This is a genomic window from Caballeronia sp. Lep1P3, assembly GCF_022879595.1.
Lineage (GTDB): Bacteria > Pseudomonadota > Gammaproteobacteria > Burkholderiales > Burkholderiaceae > Caballeronia.
This window is the reverse complement of sequence record NZ_CP084265.1, coordinates 3052765-3069069: the sequence shown is the minus strand read 5'-3', so window position 1 is coordinate 3069069 and position 16305 is coordinate 3052765. Positions and strand designations below refer to the sequence as shown.

Annotated in this window: 16 protein-coding genes; 5 read left to right on the top strand and 11 right to left on the bottom strand. The window is 56.4% G+C overall.

Annotated features, from left to right (window positions below; translation table 11 throughout):
- Positions 1–19 precede the first annotated feature (19 nt).
- Genes queC through LDZ27_RS14425 form a run of 5 tightly spaced genes read right to left on the bottom strand, consistent with a single transcriptional unit; the run spans position 20 to position 4997 of the window.
- Positions 20–721: a 7-cyano-7-deazaguanine synthase QueC gene (queC, locus tag LDZ27_RS14445; protein ID WP_244814739.1), complete on the bottom strand. Its 702-nt coding sequence runs from the start codon at positions 719–721 to the stop codon at positions 20–22.
- Between the two features lie 17 nt (positions 722–738).
- Positions 739–1815: a DGQHR domain-containing protein DpdB gene (gene dbpB, locus LDZ27_RS14440; protein ID WP_244814738.1), complete on the bottom strand. Its 1077-nt coding sequence runs from the start codon at positions 1813–1815 to the stop codon at positions 739–741.
- Entirely contained in the window at positions 1812–3107 is a 1296-nt protein-coding gene (gene dpdA, locus LDZ27_RS14435) for a tRNA-guanine transglycosylase DpdA (protein ID WP_244814737.1), read from the bottom strand. The genes dbpB (LDZ27_RS14440) and dpdA overlap by 4 nt, the downstream gene beginning before the upstream one ends.
- A complete protein-coding gene (gene dbpB, locus LDZ27_RS14430) occupies positions 3104–4225 on the bottom strand; it encodes a DGQHR domain-containing protein DpdB (RefSeq protein ID WP_244814736.1) in 1122 nt (373 codons plus the stop codon). Before dbpB (LDZ27_RS14430) ends, dpdA begins: the two co-directional genes overlap by 4 nt.
- Positions 4226–4232: 7 nt before the next feature.
- A complete protein-coding gene (locus LDZ27_RS14425; protein ID WP_244814735.1) occupies positions 4233–4997 on the bottom strand; it encodes a hypothetical protein in 765 nt (254 codons plus the stop codon).
- 987 nt (positions 4998–5984) lie between these two features.
- Here LDZ27_RS14425 and LDZ27_RS14420 point away from each other — a divergent pair.
- The 4 genes from LDZ27_RS14420 to LDZ27_RS14405 all read left to right on the top strand — a co-directional run bounded on the left by LDZ27_RS14420 (position 5985) and on the right by LDZ27_RS14405 (position 9603).
- Positions 5985–6344, top strand: coding sequence for a hypothetical protein (locus tag LDZ27_RS14420; protein WP_244814734.1), 360 nt, complete (start codon positions 5985–5987; stop codon positions 6342–6344).
- A gap of 169 nt (positions 6345–6513) precedes the next feature.
- Positions 6514–7488: a DUF932 domain-containing protein gene (locus LDZ27_RS14415; protein WP_244814733.1), complete on the top strand. Its 975-nt coding sequence runs from the start codon at positions 6514–6516 to the stop codon at positions 7486–7488.
- A gap of 115 nt (positions 7489–7603) precedes the next feature.
- Positions 7604–8602: a YqaJ viral recombinase family protein gene (locus LDZ27_RS14410; RefSeq protein ID WP_244814732.1), complete on the top strand. Its 999-nt coding sequence runs from the start codon at positions 7604–7606 to the stop codon at positions 8600–8602.
- Positions 8603–8646: 44 nt separating this feature from the next.
- The gene (locus tag LDZ27_RS14405) at positions 8647–9603 is read left to right on the top strand and encodes a phage capsid protein (protein WP_244814731.1); all 957 of its coding nucleotides are present in this window, start codon (positions 8647–8649) and stop codon (positions 9601–9603) included.
- A 510-nt stretch (positions 9604–10113) separates the two neighbouring features.
- On the opposite strand, the gene LDZ27_RS14400 is transcribed toward LDZ27_RS14405, so the two are convergent.
- A complete protein-coding gene (locus tag LDZ27_RS14400) occupies positions 10114–10317 on the bottom strand; it encodes a hypothetical protein (protein ID WP_244814730.1) in 204 nt (67 codons plus the stop codon).
- A 627-nt stretch (positions 10318–10944) separates the two neighbouring features.
- On the opposite strand from LDZ27_RS14400, the gene LDZ27_RS14395 reads away from it, so the two are divergent.
- The gene (locus tag LDZ27_RS14395; protein ID WP_244814729.1) at positions 10945–11667 is read left to right on the top strand and encodes a MobA/MobL family protein; all 723 of its coding nucleotides are present in this window, start codon (positions 10945–10947) and stop codon (positions 11665–11667) included.
- A 748-nt stretch (positions 11668–12415) separates the two neighbouring features.
- On the opposite strand, the gene LDZ27_RS14390 is transcribed toward LDZ27_RS14395, so the two are convergent.
- The 5 genes from LDZ27_RS14390 to LDZ27_RS14370 form a co-directional block, all read right to left on the bottom strand.
- Entirely contained in the window at positions 12416–13864 is a 1449-nt protein-coding gene (locus tag LDZ27_RS14390; RefSeq protein ID WP_244814728.1) for a YfjI family protein, read from the bottom strand.
- 239 nt (positions 13865–14103) lie between these two features.
- The gene (locus LDZ27_RS14385) at positions 14104–14460 is read right to left on the bottom strand and encodes a hypothetical protein (RefSeq protein ID WP_244814727.1); all 357 of its coding nucleotides are present in this window, start codon (positions 14458–14460) and stop codon (positions 14104–14106) included.
- Positions 14461–14513: 53 nt separating this feature from the next.
- Complete coding sequence (locus LDZ27_RS14380; RefSeq protein WP_244814726.1) at positions 14514–14708, bottom strand: hypothetical protein; 195 nt, start codon at positions 14706–14708, stop codon at positions 14514–14516.
- 79 nt (positions 14709–14787) lie between these two features.
- The gene (locus tag LDZ27_RS14375; protein WP_244814725.1) at positions 14788–15078 is read right to left on the bottom strand and encodes an AlpA family transcriptional regulator; all 291 of its coding nucleotides are present in this window, start codon (positions 15076–15078) and stop codon (positions 14788–14790) included.
- 199 nt (positions 15079–15277) lie between these two features.
- The gene (locus LDZ27_RS14370) at positions 15278–16300 is read right to left on the bottom strand and encodes a hypothetical protein (RefSeq protein ID WP_244814724.1); all 1023 of its coding nucleotides are present in this window, start codon (positions 16298–16300) and stop codon (positions 15278–15280) included.
- Positions 16301–16305: the final 5 nt, after the last annotated feature.

Below are 16305 nucleotides of genomic sequence, written 5' to 3'. Positions count from 1 at the left end.
TATCCAGCGACCTCGCTCTTTATGCGACTGCCTTGGAGAAGGATTCGTATCCGTTCCGTCTTAACTCACAGGCAGGACATTTCCCGCATCCATAGCCCCAATGGTGCTGTGTTGTGTGGTCCCCAACGTAACAAGTGTGGGTTTCTGCAAGAATCAGATCGATAAAGACTTTGCCACCCAGCTGGAACGCCAATTTCCAAGTTTGCGCCTTATCGATCCACATTAGTGGTGTCTCGATGACCAACGGTTGATCCATGCCCAGAGCAATGGCGACCTGAAGCGCCTTGAGTGTGCTGTCCCGACAGTCCGGGTAACCGGAATAGTCCGTCTCACACATGCCTCCGACGAGTACTTGGAGGCTACGCCTGTAAGCTACAGCGGCCGCAAGCGTGAAGAACAGCAGATTTCTACCCGGCACAAACGTGTTCGGCAAACCGCTTTCCTCCATCTCAATGACCTTGCCTTGAGTAAGCGCCGTGTCGCTGATCTGTCCCAGAATTGAAAGATCGAGCATGTGGTCGTCGCCGAGTTTTTTTCCCCAGTCTGGGAACTGTTCACGAAGACTGGAGAGCACCTTTGGTCGGCACTCAAGTTCAACGGAATGGCGTTGTCCATAGTCAAATCCGATTGTCTCGACATGTTCGTAGCGGTCAAGGGCCCACGCGAGGCACGTCGTCGAGTCCTGTCCACCAGAGAAGAGGACCATTGCGCGAGTTTTCATGAGTAGACCTCGTATCGCTAGGTGTTAGCTACCCGTCGTGGCTGACGGAGCGCCCGCTTCATCGACCGAACCAGATAGTTGGTCAGCAAATCGATATCGCTAGGAGTGTTCTGGATACCATTCCAAGGACGCTCGTCATTTGGTGCAAGGCGCCACTGGCCGCTTGTCCACGCGGTATATTCTTTCAGCAACCGGAGGCCACTCTCAAATTCGGCGCGAGTCGTAGCGCCTTCGCTGGAATACAGAAACTCCATAACGAAACCCATTGCCACAATGCCTGCGCCATGACGCAGCCGTGACGTTTTCGGACTCATGCCGATCCATTCGCTTCCAAAAACCTTGACCACAGCCCCGAAGAACGCGTTAACGAACTCATAAGCACGAGTTTCGAAATCACCATCCTTAATAAATTCACGAATTGCGCCGTCAGAGGCAGAGTTCATCACCAACTTCTGCATTGCCGTATCGCTCAGTATCCCTTTGGGGTTCGTGTGCTGACGGATCTCGCCATGCAACGAAGAGCCGCGAGTGAAATTCAGCCGATCGACGATGCGCGCAGCAAACTTGCGCGCGGTAAATCGTTCCGGCAGCCCTTCAACCGTCGGGAGCAACTCGTAAATCAGCGTCTTCGGCAGCGGTCGCGTGTTGTTGATCAACACAAACTGCTGACGTAGTTCGTTGTAGTCCTTGCAGATAAGCGCAGACACAAAAACCTGAAATCCAGGTTTGTTGATCCCCGACAATGCACTGAGTCGCTGCTGGCCGTCCACAACAAAGCCCGGCTTTTTATCGCCGGATTTGATCTCAATCTCAACGACCCCATCTCCCTTATCCTTCACCTTGACGCCGCCGATGAAGGCAACGATCAATGCATTGGGAAGAAGTGCATCGTCGCGCCGCAAATAGTCGCGAATCTCCTTGATGTGAGATGCAATCTGATGGCGCTGGAAGCCGCGTAGTTGCCCGTTTTCTTCCCGACCCACGCGTTCGATCTCGGCGAAACCCCATATCTGTTCGGGCGTGGCGGCAAAGGTAAATACATCGTGCTCTGGAGCTTGTGATGCACGAATGGCCTTGAATCGATAGATGCTCACCGATGTTTCTCCAAGGTACGCTGTACGTGTTTGTGGTAGACGCCTAGGTTGTGAAATCCACGGCGCTTGTTCCGGTTGCTGGATCGGAAGATGATGACTTCGACACCGGCCTTGCTGCAGACAGAGCAACGGCAACGCTTCCAAGGTGCATCTTCCAACGTGCGCTCTACCAGCACACGCATCTTCTTTAGTTCCTTTTCGTGCTGCTCAATGGAGTGTTTGTCACCCAGCGTGAGGAACTGCTGATAGTCCATAACAGCATCGAGCGCATCCTTCGCCTTCCCACTGCCGCTGTCGAACTTGCGCAATGCCGTCAACGCTTTCTCCTCACGGCGTTGCAGATCCTCGGCACTAAAAATCCCGCGTTTTATCCCTTGCATCAAACGAGGATTTTCGATTGCTTGCGGAATGCGGATCGCCGCGTAATAGTCAAGCCCACCTTTGGGCGATTCTAGGTAGTAATTCGCCTTTGCATCTTTGAACGCCCGGATAAGCGGGGACGTAGAGTCGAAGCTGGTGATGCCAAAAGTTGTGAACTGATGAATCGTCTCCGCCTTAGCAAACCCGAGGAGGTGGATGTTCGTCTCAGGTTTGATGGCGTCGCGCAGAGCGTGTAGAACCTGCTTAATAACGTCAACCTTCAACGGAACGAGACCTCCAATCGCCAAATAGCGGTATCCCATTTTCTCGAGTTGAACCGCGGCATCGGCCATGCTTTTTGGTGACCAACCCTGTACAGCACCCAAAGGCTCGAAGGGGTAACCCTCCGAATCTGTAAGGCGCAAGAACTCCTGGGCATTGGCGAGCGTGATGTCGAAACGCTCAACAACTCCGGGCGCCACTTCGCTCGCAGGAGGGTTGTCCGTAAGACAGTCAAAGATGATGTGGTCAGGCGACACCCCATGGGTAAAACCTGCGTCCGTGTAGAATTCCACCACTTCTTGAGGCGGATACGCGGGCGTTTCGCTATCAGCGTAGGCAAAGGCCCCGCAGTCTCCCAGCACCATTGAGTCCTTGAACTTTGGACCACCGTATCTCAGGAACTTACGCACGCCGTCGCGCAACATCCTCTGCTCTTCGGCAGTTGAATACCGCACCTTGGATTTGGCGACCCCATCCGCTTGCCGAACTGCGCTCATGGATACCAGTAAGCCGTCGTACGGTGACGGAGTCATAAGCTCGTGCGCATAGACGTCATCCCAGTACCGACGTCGACCGGGAGCATTTCGATCTGTAATAAAGTCATACTCCGGATCAACGTAATCCTGAGTATCGGAATAGAGAAATTTCATTGCTTCATCGTGCTTGTATAGGCTCGGACTAGCGTGTCCTGGAGCTTTCTAATGTCTCGCGGCGTGCTTTGAATCTCGTTCCAAGCAACGCCCAGTGTTTCCCATGTACCCTTGGTCCAGCGACAGGTGGGAGCAACCTTCTCCAGTTCCTTGCGGACCGTTTTGTAGTCTTCTCCGTGTCCAGCGAGGCGCGCGTAAATCCTGTCCATTAGTACGCCCATGGCCTCAATGCCCGCTGAATGCATGAGCCGGCTGCGTCGCGGATCAGCACCCCACGCTTCCGGGAATACATCCCGTACGGCCGACCAGTAAGTTCGCAAAATTTGATACATCGCTTCGACGTCAACGCCTTCTCGACCAGCCAATTTGTAGGGAGCGAGTGCACCTAGCGGATTGCTCATGCTGTTACGAATCATCGCGATTACGGCAGTGTCAGTGATGATGCTTGTGCTGCTGCTCTTTTCCGAAATACGTTTGATCAGCTTGTAAAATGGTGATTCGGGGTCTCGGTTGAGCAAGTTGCATATCTCGGACGGCACCTTGCGCGCGCTCAACTCACGAGGTAGCAAAATACTGCGGGTCTCCGGCAGAAGTTCATTAATCAGTCGCGTCGGAAGCGGCCGTGCCTTGTTGACCAGGATGAACTGTTCCCTCTGGATCTCGAGGTTATCGGAGACAAAGCCGACAACAGGTACCGGAATGCTCTTCGTCCCTGCTTGTGCCAAAGCCAACGAACGCTGCTGACCGTCAACGATCCAGGCGACTCGTTGCCTCTCGTCATACACCGGGATCGTCAAAGTGCCAGCCTGTGCAATCCCTTGATCGCCGGTAGGCTTCGTGCCTCGAGCAGCGGAGAAGTGAACCGCCGGTGACATTGCGAGAATGATCGCATTTGGGAACAGGACGTTACCCTGGTTCAAATAGTCGGCGATACCTTTGACGTGAGTTCTAATCTCGGGTCGCTGAAAGCCTTTGAGTACTTCCGATTCGTCGCGTTCCACCCTCGATATATCGGCGACTCTCACGATGTCAGAGCCCTGAATGAAAAAAGCATAGACGTCCAGCCCCTCACCTTGGGTCGTACGAAGTGCGCGTACAACAATTTCCTTCTTGGCCATATTGAAGTTAGCCCTGTGTGGTGAGTTCTTGCCGAAGACGGAACCACAAATCACGGAACCGCCCCTGTTCACACGCCACTAGTGCATCGTCTCGCAAATAGCGCAGGAGCCGGGTTGAGGCCCCATCAAATCGGTGCCAATTCCTGCGCAGCAGTGCGAGAATCTCCGCATCGGTCTTCTTTTCTCGCACCGGAATAACCGGCTTCCTCAACATATGCATCGCATTCGCCACAGCCGTTCTGGCTTCTTCGGCAGAGAGTCGATGCCCATGCAGTACTTCGACGAAATGGCGCAATGCCCTTTGCGCAAAATCGGTTCGCGTGCCGGGAAATGGAGACCCTTCCAGACGTTCGTCGTAAGGTAGAACGACGTGGCGGGCATTGGCCGGAACGAACGCCTGACCGTGAGCAGATGTGATGATGCGGATTCTGCTGACCTGGGTATCGGTCAAGGACGCTAGATCCTTAGCGATAAGGGCGACGTAACTTCCCGGCAATGCGAAGAGCGTCAAGGCGTCTGCATGTCTGTCCAGTAGCGCATGCACAGAGCGCTGGTGTCCGAGTTTTGCTGTTAACGCCGACCACCAGTCGCTCGGTTCCTTTCCCAGTCGAAGGAGGAGAGGTTTCAATGAATTGCTGCCATCGGAGACGGTCAAGTCGTACGACGGAATCGGATCTGTGGCATCCACCACCCCGAGCCCTGCAGATATGACGTGCAACGTACCCCCTAGACTGGCGGCTACGTGCTGGGCCTCAACGAAGGCGCGCCCCATGTAAACGTCCTGCGCCAGCCTCGAAGGTCGTGCTTTCCGAACGGCCTTTGCCCAACGAGCAGCGACCGATGTAAGCGGGCCACCCGTTACGGCTTCGTTAAAGGCGAGGCCAGTTCCACTGACACGCTTCCTGTTGGTGCAGTTAGTAACAACAATCACATTCCGTGTAATAACTGCATCCACAATCCAAAGGTCCTCCCGGGAAACTACACGCTAAATTATTTAACAGTGTCGCACTTATCAAGAAAAGATTCCATAATTCCAGCGACATAAGAGGGTTTTGCTCAAGAGAATGTGTAGCTCCGGCGCAACGGTGGATGAGGTCGGACAGTTGGAAGAGGGGCGCCGAGACGGGATTGGAGTCGCGCCGATGAGATGGCGGACGCGTCTCAATGATGCTCTGCCCGGAATCTGTCGTCAGGTGGTCCGGTAGGAGGATCGGCGTCTCGGCGCACGCTCGTTGGCGGCAGCGTCGACACATCCGCCTGCTTGTAGGCTTCGCCTACTCGAATGACCAAATAGCTTTCCAATTGAATCTGATCCGACCTTTTGGTCGATGCCCGGAAACACACCCGCCACGGAAGGCGCCCGTGTGATCGTAGCGGCGAAAATTTCTGATGGTGAGATCGCGAGGGGACGATCCGGAAATGCGCGGCCTCGAGTTTTCAATCACCAATTCTCGGCACATCCCCGCCAATAGCCATCAAGCGCGCCTTTCTCTTGCAACTGGTTCAACGTCAGACGTGCGGTACCTACAGGGTCGATCCGCAGCAACAAGGATGAAGGCCTGTAATAGGATTCTCTATGCGCCCAATCGAACAGGCGAACTCCCAGCATCCCCAGAAAAGCGCTCCATTTCGCTCGCCATATCCCGTTTAATTAGGAATCCAAATTATTTTGAACCTATATCACTTAAGTGAGATGGGCCGCTAGTCGCTGCTCACTTGAAAAGTGTTAACTCCATATCTTCACCCTCAAGGAAAACGAATGACCGCTGATAGCCCTCTTACTGTTGAACACCTTCCCCTCGAATGTCCTCGTTGTCAATCAGCATGTATTGAAACTCGAAGCTATGCGCGAAAGGCTGGCGGTGCGATCGGCGCGGTCGCAGGCGCGGCAGGCACCGCAACCGCCGCCATGTCAGGCGCAGAGATGGGCGCGACCGTCGGCCTAGTTGGCGGCCCTGTCGGTGCCGCCTTCGGACTTGTCGCCGGAGCCATCATCGGTGGACTAATCGGCGGGGCAGCAGGCTGTGCTGCAGGCACGACTGTGGGCGAAGTCATCGACGACAACATCCTTGATAACTACCAATGCCGCCGGTGCGGTCACACGTTCAGTAAACGCTAGGCAAGTATCTGATTCAAAACTGACACGGCGCCCCCATTTCACACGCGTTAAGTGGTCACCGCTGACCGCGGCATTCCCTTTCTCCGTATTTCGCCCCTTTTTACTGTTCGCCAGTGTGCCCGGCCCCGGCCGGGTTTTATGCGCTCGTCTTTCTCGGAAGGAGTTGTCCATGCACCTCGTACAAACCATGGCTTATGTTAATGAAATCCCGTGGCATGGCCTCGGTAACCAACTTGCTCCTGGCCAGTCGCTCGAAGTGTGGGCGCAACAGGCCGGGATGAACTGGAAGATTGAAGAATCTGAGGTCCGCTTCGTCGCAGGTGGCACTGGTCTTGGTTCCATCCATGCGTTTCCGGAACAGAAAGTGCTTTATCGCTCGGACACGAAGGCCCCTCTGTCGGTTGTCTCAAGCCGCTACCAGGTCGTCCAGCCCGCCGAAATTCTGGAGTTCTATCGTGACCTCACCGAGGTGGGGGGCTTCGAACTCGAAACAGCGGGCGTTCTCAAGGACGGCAAGAAGCTGTGGGCGCTCGCCCGTACAGGCCAAAGCGCTACGCTGAAGGGCCATGACAAGGTCAACGGGTACCTGCTGCTCGCCACCGCGTGCGACGGCACGCTCGCGACGACGGCTCAGTTCACCTCTGTTAGGGTGGTCTGCAACAACACGCTCGCCATTGCGCTCGGTGATAGTACGGGCGCGGTCAAGGTGCCGCACCGCAGCCAGTTCGATGCGCAGGCGGTCAAGCGCCAACTCGGCATCGCTATCTCGTCGTGGGACGGGTTCATGGCGCGCATGAAAGCGCTGTCAGAACGCAGGGTCAGCGCCGACTCAGCCGACGCGTATTTCCGGCGTGTGCTGACCTATCAAACCGGTAGCGCATCGGGTGCTGCGGATAAACCGAACGCCACCACCAACGATAGCGCTATCCGGGCCGTCCATGATCTCTTCGCTGGACGCGGTAAGGGTGCCGCGCTCGCCTCCGCCTCAGGCACGGCGTGGGGACTCCTCAACAGCGTCACCGAATATGTCGACTACCAGCGCCGTGCACGCAGCGAAGACCATCGGCGCGACGCAGCGTGGTTCGGCCCTGGTGCGGCGCTCAAACAAAAGGCGTGGGACGAAGCACTGAGACTCGTCGTCTGAATTGTGGCAGTTGGTTTTATCGTTTCTTTCCGTCCTTCGTCTGTTGTTGTCATAAGGTGCCCGGTTGAGCTTCGGCTCACCGGGCGCTTTTTATTTATCCGTCTGGGAGAAGACCATGTCGCAACGCATCCAGGAAGAGAATCCCATCAGGAAAGGTTCTGCATTACGTCTGGTCGAAACGCGCAGCCTGAGCCGCGCCGACTGGCTGGCGGTGCGCAGGACCGGCATCGGCGGATCCGACGCTGCCGCAGCAGTGGGTCTGAATCCGTACAAAAGCGCGCTCGAACTCTGGCTGGAAAAGACGGGGCGCGACGTCGGACTCGCGCAACCGGATCCGCACGACATCACGGAACCGGTCTACTGGGGAACGCTACTCGAGCCCATCGTCGCTGCAGCCTATACGCAGCAGACTGGTAATCGCGTACGCAAGGTCAATGCTGTCCTTCAGCATGCGACGATCCCCTTCATGCTAGCCAATCTCGACCGGGAGATCGTTGGCGTTCCGGGGCTGCAGATTCTGGAATGCAAGACGGCAGGTGAGTTCGGCGCGCGACTGTGGCGCGACGGCGTTCCGGAGTATGTGCAGTTGCAGGTGCAGCACCAGTTGGCCGTTGCCGGCAAACGCGCCGCGGACGTAGCCGTGCTGCTATGTGGTCAGCAACTGGCGGTGCACCGCATCGAACGCGATGACGATCTCATTGCCCGGCTCGTCCCGCTCGAAGCGCAGTTTTGGCAATACGTCACCAGCGACACGCCACCACCGGCGGACGGCTCTGAGTCGGCCGACCGCGCCCTGCGCTGCCTGTATCCGGGCCGTGCGGGCACGGTTGATTTCACGGATGACCGGTGGCTCTCTACAACTTTCGCTGATCTGGTCGCGGTGCGCGCCGAAATTGAAGCACGCGAGCAACAGGAAGCGAAGTTAAAACAGACCATTCAGCAGGCGATGGGCGACGCATCCCGGGCGCTGTTCGAAACCGGCGAAGTGTCATACAAACGCAGCAGAGATTCAAGCAGCGTGGACCTGAAGCGGCTGCTCGCTGAACATCCGGAATTTGAAACGCGATACGGGTTCACGAAACCGGGCTCACGTCGCTTCCTCGTTTCCGTCTGAACCATTCCTTCGTCTTAATGCGTCTTTAATTTAGGAGTATCACCATGCTCAAAGGTCTGGCGATCACACCACCCATTGTCGGCCGCATCACGATCGGCCATATCGTCGAAAACAACGGCAAACGTCTACCGGAGAAAGACGACCAGTTCACCCTCACCAGTCAGATGCAGAATGCGAGCGGATGGCTACTGCATCCGCTCAACGAAATGTTGCGAAAGGCAATCCCGGGCAAGCTGCGTTCAATTCCGGTAAGGATGCTGTTCAATGATCCGGATCTAAACCTGCGTGCCGAATACAGTCTGTTCGATCGTAAAAGCGGTCGCCCCGTATGTGTCGGCGACGGCGAAATCTGCCGGCGCTTTACGGACGGTGGCATTGCGACCCTAGGCTGTCCGACGCCCGAAAGCTGCGAGTTCGGGGAGGTGAGTGGGTGCAAGCCCTACGGACGCCTCACTGTCACGATCGGCGATGAAGATGAACTGGGCTCTTTCATCTTCCGCACGACTTCGTACAATTCTATCCGCACGCTCTCGGCACGGTTGCAGTATTTCAATGCCGTGTCGGGTGGATTGCTTGCCTGCCTGCCGCTCGAACTGAAGCTTCGTGGGAAGTCGACCACACAAAGTTACCGTTCGGCGATCTACTACGTCGATCTGGGTGTGAGAACTGGCAGCAATCTAGAAGAAGCCATCGGGCAAGCGCGGGAGCTTGATGGGCGCCGCCGCATGGCCGGCTTCGATCAGGCTGCGCTCGATGCGGCAGCGCGTGCAGGCTTCGCTAATGGCGCATTCGAAGAGAGTGCCGAGGAAAGCGCTGCTGTAGCGGAAGAGTTCTATCTCGGGGCTGAATCCTGCGACGGGACCAGTGAAGGCAGTTCCGGCGACGGGACGAAGACACGGGACGCCATTGATTCGTCGGAGACAAACGGGAAACAGGGGAAACCGACGCTGCGTGACAAGCTTGACAGGCGCGCGGCCCTGCTGGGAGGAACGGCGGCATGATTTCCAGATCTAGCGAGGCGGTCAGGAGCTCGGATGACAGTAAGTCATGGCTGTCTCTCGCGCTGGCAGTCGCCGCAACCGCGACGGCGATCTGCATGTCCGTGCTGGCCGGGTGGCAGCGCGGCGGCGAGTTACCGGAGCGGCTTGTTTGGGTAGCGGTCGGTATCGTGCTGGTTGTCGGTGCTCACCTGCTCCGCACCCTGTGCCGCACCTCGCCCCTGGTCCGTAGGTCGCGTCGGTTGTCTGCTCTTGGTTGCGTGTATGGCAACCGCGTGCTTCGGTCACGCGACGTTCTTCGTGCTCTCGCAGCAGCATGCCGGAGAACATCGCGCATCGTCAGTCCCGGCGGTCTCCTATCCCGTACCCATCGGGCGCAGTCTGACGATGATCATGACCGATCGGGCCACCCACCACGATGAGGCAATTGGCGGTCGCTGACTTTCAGCATTGCGAACGCGACTGTCGACACTCAGGGTCCGGCGTGTCGCGCTGGCCGCACGTCTGGATGCGCTAAATGCCGAAGCTGATGATGCCTGGCAACAGCAAACGGCGTCCGACCGCACGGTCGGGCAGCACGACGCGCTGACTGTCGATCCAGTCACGGCAAAGCTGGCGGTGGTACTCGGGATGACCGTGGGTCGCGTCGATCTGCTGTCGGGCCTCAGCTTTGCCGTGGTAATCGAAGGATCGTCTGCCTGCTTTGAAGTCTCGCACTCAGACCACCGCAACCCGAGGTCGTCACACCCCGGTCGTCGACGTAACCGCTTCGGGTCACGTCCCCTTCACGCCCGGTCACAGCCTCGTTCATTCGCCAGTCCACACCGACGGAAACAGAAGTCACAAAACTGGCCCGCGACGCAGACGCCGGTTCGAGAGAAAGCTATCGAGATGTGACGTTGCAATAGCCGTATCAAAACACGGTCGGTGCTATTCAATTAATTTGACAGTCCTCTATTTCCTGCGTTCAAACCTTGACGTCTTCTGCCATCTAGAGATTGAACTAATTTGCATGGAAGCATATTTCTCCCGTCTGGATACTGTTGTCGTTGCGAACCAACTGTCTTCATAGCGTGATGGTTATCCGAATATTTTCTTAGCTTATCCCCGATGGTATGAGATGAGTAGTTACATTGCTTAACATTTCATGGAAGACGAGTTAGATAGCGTTCTTATAGTAGTAGTCATCCAGAACCTAAGCATATAGGGGGGAGATAAAGGACGCGCACTTAACCTTTCTACCAAACAGCACCAAAACTAGGTTGGTTACCCATCTCAAAAGCGGCTAGCGAAGCATGATTCGCTGGCTTTTTTTATCTATCAATGAGAAAGGGTAGTCTCATCATGGCAAGCTTTCATCACACGATCAAGAGCGGCAAGAAAGGGAGTGCTGCAAACCACGCTACCTACATCACTCGGCAGGGCAAGTACAGTGAACGTGACGATCTCGTCTGCGCTGGCTGCGGCAACTTGCCAAGGTGGGCGCAGGGCAATCCGGCTGCTTTCTGGAGGGCGGGAGACAGGCATGAGCGTGCGAATGGCGCTGTCTACCGCGAGCACGAAATCGCGCTGCCTGCCGAGCTGACACGCAAGCAACAAGAAGAACTCGTCGAGGATCTCGTCGAATCGCTCGTTGGCGACAAGCCGTATCAGTTTGCGGTGCACGCACCGAACTCGGCACTCGAAGGCGCTTCAAATACGCATCTGCATCTGATGTTCTCCGATCGCATGCACGACGGTATTGAACGTTCTCCGCAACAGACATTCAGCCGCTACAACGCGCAGAATCCTGAACAAGGAGGTTGCAGAAAGGATAGCGGCGGCAGAAACCGGCTCGCGTTGCGCGATGAAGTCATTGACATTCGCAGAAGGTGCGCCGAGATACAAAATGCAGCGCTGGAGAGGCATGGCCATACCACCCGTGTTGATCACCGCACACTCAAGCAGCAAGGCATCGACCGCCCACCAGAGCGCCATCTCGGCCCGACGCGTATCAGCAATATGTCAAGCGAAGACAAGGCACAGTACATAAAGCATCGTAAAGGCCGAGCCTCCGAGAGGGTATGACGACGAAATGACGACCTGCATCGGATCAAGACACCTCAGGTCGCGGCGATGTCCATCGGAGACGTCGGGACCAACTAATCAACTCAAGGTTTCTCGCAATGCAAGCGGATGCAGTCGATCGCAGTCTGATGACACGGCGTTCCGTAGTGTGCCCGACGCAGCTATGCTTGAGCAAACTGCATAGCGAGCAGGTCAGTCAAACAGTTCCGGCAATGGAATAGAGAATTGGCTCGTTCCCGCCGTAGCCGTATGCTTCAAGCCACTCGGAGCGGCATAGGGTCCCAGGTCTATCATCGATGACCATATGCCGCACCACGCGGCATGGTGGCCTTCAGATTTGGGCGATTCGTGCGATTAGTTGCATGAATCGCACGCGAGATCGTGGTGCCGCCGGAAAAGATTCCAATCGGCCGGCGCGAGCGCGCTCCTAGCCGTCACAAAACAATACCTCAGCGATGGTACGTCCATGCACTCACGCGATATGGACTGTCGTGTGACATGAATGTCGTCCGTCTTTGATTCTCGACCCCGAATAAATGCTTGATCCTGTTTTGACATCGCTCCATGCCTGTCACAACCTGAATTGACATCTACCGCTCGCGCATGAACTTAACTGTCTTGCGCGACATTGATTTGGAAAACAAAAAGAGGAGGCAACTTGCCTCCTCTTTTCGACATGCGCAGAACGGTCTAGAGCCATCCCCTCATCGCATCAACATCGCATGCAGTACAACACCACGTCGATCGCCTAGTATGCTAGCGCGGCGCCCAACGAGCCGAAGTACCCTCGATTGAGGTTGATGTAGCGCTCTCGCTTCGATCCGACGCCGATCCACACACGTCCCATCGCGATCAGACACTCTAGCGCCGCATCCAGTCGTGACGCGGGTCGAATCGGACCGTTCTTCAACACCAGGTTCTTCTGCGCAAAGTTGTACTTGTGGCACCAGTAATTTACGAGCAAGTAGTGCTCAAGCACCTGAGCGTCCCGATGCTCCTGTGGAACTATTGTGGGCGAGAAAATCCGCTTGAACTCGTGCAGATGCCATTCAACGATCTGGATCGCACGATTCAATGTATCGACCGAGATCTTACCCTCCTGCTTTGAGAACACGTGAAGCAGTGCCGCCACCCGTGCCGCGATCTCGAGCGCTTTGGAGGCAAAGTCCTTCATGTCGTGCAGATAACCCCAAGGTTGCAGCATTGATTCGGTGTAGTTTGTCATTTCGATCCAGCGCGGAACTGCATCGTCGCAGAATTCTAGTGTCGATCGCTCGATCGCGCCTGCGTCAACGCGTCGACCAAACTCGTCGAGCAATTCGCGCATGCGCTCGTGAAATTTCGGCAAGTGGCGCCACTCCATATTCAAATGGTGGGTGTAGCGCGTGCCTTGCGTCGATGCCGGGTAGCCAATGAGATAGCGGGCCCAGTGCCCGGAACCGCGCATAACGTCACCGCGGCGGTCGAGAAGTTTCTTGAGCAACTGATGCTGCACCATATACGACACAGTTACGCGCGGATTGCACACGACGACGCTCACACCGTCGCAGCGGTCCAGCATCAGCATCGCCGCACCATCCCATGCCTTGTTGAGCGTCCCCATCTGATTGAGCGCGCCGCCCCTGATGATGATTTCGCCTTCGTCGCTAACGAATGCAATCGACTCTCCATCGCCTTCGAGTGCGTCCATGATCGCGCGTTCGGTTGCGTTCTGGCGCATGATGCGTCGCGCGCGCGGTTTCACTAGCTTGTTCGCCGCGAGTTCGGACAATTGGCGGCACAGATCTTCAATCGGTTGCCCCTCTTGCGTCAACTTTGTGATCTGATGGCGCAATCCGGCATCGACTGACTTCCAAATGCGATTCTCCAACTCGTACTTATGGACATCTGTCTCGTACTTTTTGATGCGCCCGGCATCGAAGGTATAGAGCGGCTTTGCCACCAGATTGTGAACGCCCGTCTTGCGCTCGCCCGACTCCGCCACGACAAGTAAATTCAGCGAAAGCGGACGCACCTGACCGGTCGGCAAACGCACATCGTAAAGACCTTGCACCGGCACGGCCATGTCGGTCAGAAACTCCATCCCTATCAGAGCATCTGGAGCCTGGGTGTTTTTCCAGACTTCTTCCATCGCCTCTTTGACAATGAGATAAAAGGCACCAAACGGGTATGGGGGCGGTGTAGATTCAAAGTTCATGCAACCTCCTGTGTACGGGTCACGAATTTGTACGCGACCAGGCGCGACACGAAGTCGCATACCCTTGCCTTGCATTTGACGAGCGCGTACTGCAAAACATCGGTCGCATTCCACAATGCTTGATCTTTTATTTTTTTCATTTGTATTCCTTATTTTACTAGATGAAATTTACCGACGGTCTATTGACTTCAACTACGACACATTACATCCGGCGTGGATCTGGCGTGTACCGTTGCGCCCTACTGCTTACACGTCGCATGTGACCATGACTCGCTGCCGTCGTCGCCTTCACGCGGGAGATTCGAGCCGCAGTGCTCGCAACACAGACGGTTGCCGTTTTCGGTGCGCAACTTGCGTTCGACTTCGAGCAACGAGCGGAAGCCACCCATCGAGACATGCAGCCCCATTTTTTCCAATTCGACGATGATCGCTTTTTGCGGCACCTCGCGAGCCAACGCGCGCTCGATTGCCGGATACAACTTCTGGAACTGCAAAGTCTTTTGCTGCTGCTTGCCCGGCTGCAACGCATCGAGCTGTTCGATCAGACGTTGCGCGTCATCCGGTGCACTGACTTTGTTTTGGTCAGTGGTATTCATCGTTAAATACTCCTGTACTGGTTTGTCGGCGGCTTGATGCCGCGATGCTGATTTCAGAATTCAAAACTGGGTGCCTGGCGCTTCAACGTCTGCTCGATCACTTCGGCCGGCCACGGAACACAACGGTTCGGCAACTCACCCCGCTGCTCGCCCGAAAGCGTGCCAGTACGGACCGGAGCCGCGGTAGTCAGTGCCGCGCCCAACGTTGCAAACATCATCAGCAGGTCGGTCTTGACGCGGCGAGTCATGGCGCGACGGCTGCGACAGTTGGATCGGTGTCGGCCGACGGACTGATCTGCGCAATGGGGTTCATCACTCCTTCCCCCTTCAAACCGCGCTGCGCAGTAAAGCGCGCGCGACGATCCAGGCATCAACTTCCGATTCCAAAAAGCCGACAGACCGCGCCGTGAGCTTGATCTTGCGAGGGAACGTCGGGTCAGTCGCCATGAGGACGTACAGGGTCGCGCGTGAGAGATTCGTGCATTCGATCAACTGCTTCATACGCAGGATACGCAGTGCCTTGTCGAGTTGACGAGCCATCGAGGTGGCGTCGGCCGACCCGCTGCGGCCCGGGGAATTGGGTTGGCGCAGAACGGTGTCCTGCAGTTGCTTGGTCATGAGTTTCTCCGTCACTGGTTATGGCGCCGAGGATGTCTGTCCTCGTCCGCTGTGATCCGGCGAGCGCCGTGAGTGATGGAGAATGCGGTCGGAACGGGAGTTCCGGGCAAGCGATATTTGTCGGCCTGTGTGCGCCCTTAGCTGGCGAGGCCGCTAACGTCTAGGCCGGAAGCAGGTCGGAATGAAGTCGGAACGATTTCTACTGACTGGTGGGGAAGAAGCTCGCTGGGAGCCGCTCGGTCTTCTGCTGTTTCTCGCGCTCTTTGGCTTCCTTGACCCACTTGCTAATGCTTCGCTTACTGACACCGAATCTTAATGCGGTCTGCATTGTGTAATTCCTCTCGCCTGCCTGCTTCAGGTCCCTGTAGACTTGCACGGCGGCGGCCGCCCGCTCACTGGGGCTGACCTTCCCGGTCCACCCAGGGCTCGTCAGAGCGTTGCGCGACGATTCAGGTGTCGCTGGTTTCGGGGATACGTCGTCACCCGCAGCGCCGACATCCGGGTTAATGCCGCCTGATGATTCAACGTCGTACTCAAGACCATGCTGCTCAAGGTACACGATCGCCTGTGCGCGAGGGATAAGCGTACCGGCCGTCAGAATCGCGACAGGAGCACGGTAAGCATTGACGGGAACGAGCCACCCCGCTTCAAACGCTCGTTTCAGTGCCTTTTGATGGCGCTCTAGCGCTGTGGCCTGTTCCGCCTTGCGCCGATTGATTGTCGCCGCGCTCACCAAGTCCGGCACCCACATGGGTCGATCTGACAGGTTGAAGTAGGCCTCCATGAACGCAGCGGTCGCTTCTTCCGCCATCGGGTAGCGCAGTGGGGGCAGTTTCGTCAACACTTTCGCGAGTTCACGTCGATCGGCGTCGCTCAACTTAAACGGCAGCGTCAGCTCACCAACCTGTCTGGGCGAAGCATCGGGAAGCGGAAGCTCAAGCACTCCGTTTTCAACAGGATGCGGTAGGTCAGACGGCAAAAGTTCATTTAGTGTGCGACCGTCCTCCGAGATCAACACGCTCTGCCAGCAATGCCGGAACGGCCCGGAGGCAATACCACCGGACTCTGGAATCGGAACGTGACGAGTCACGATCTTTCCGGTCACGCACTCGATGCCTTCCAGGCCATTCTCCCCGGTCGGACAAACGGCTTCGGCAATCGCCTGACAAAAGTTCAGATATTCGATCAGAGGATCTGACCGCAGTTTGACGCGACCTCGCACTTTTA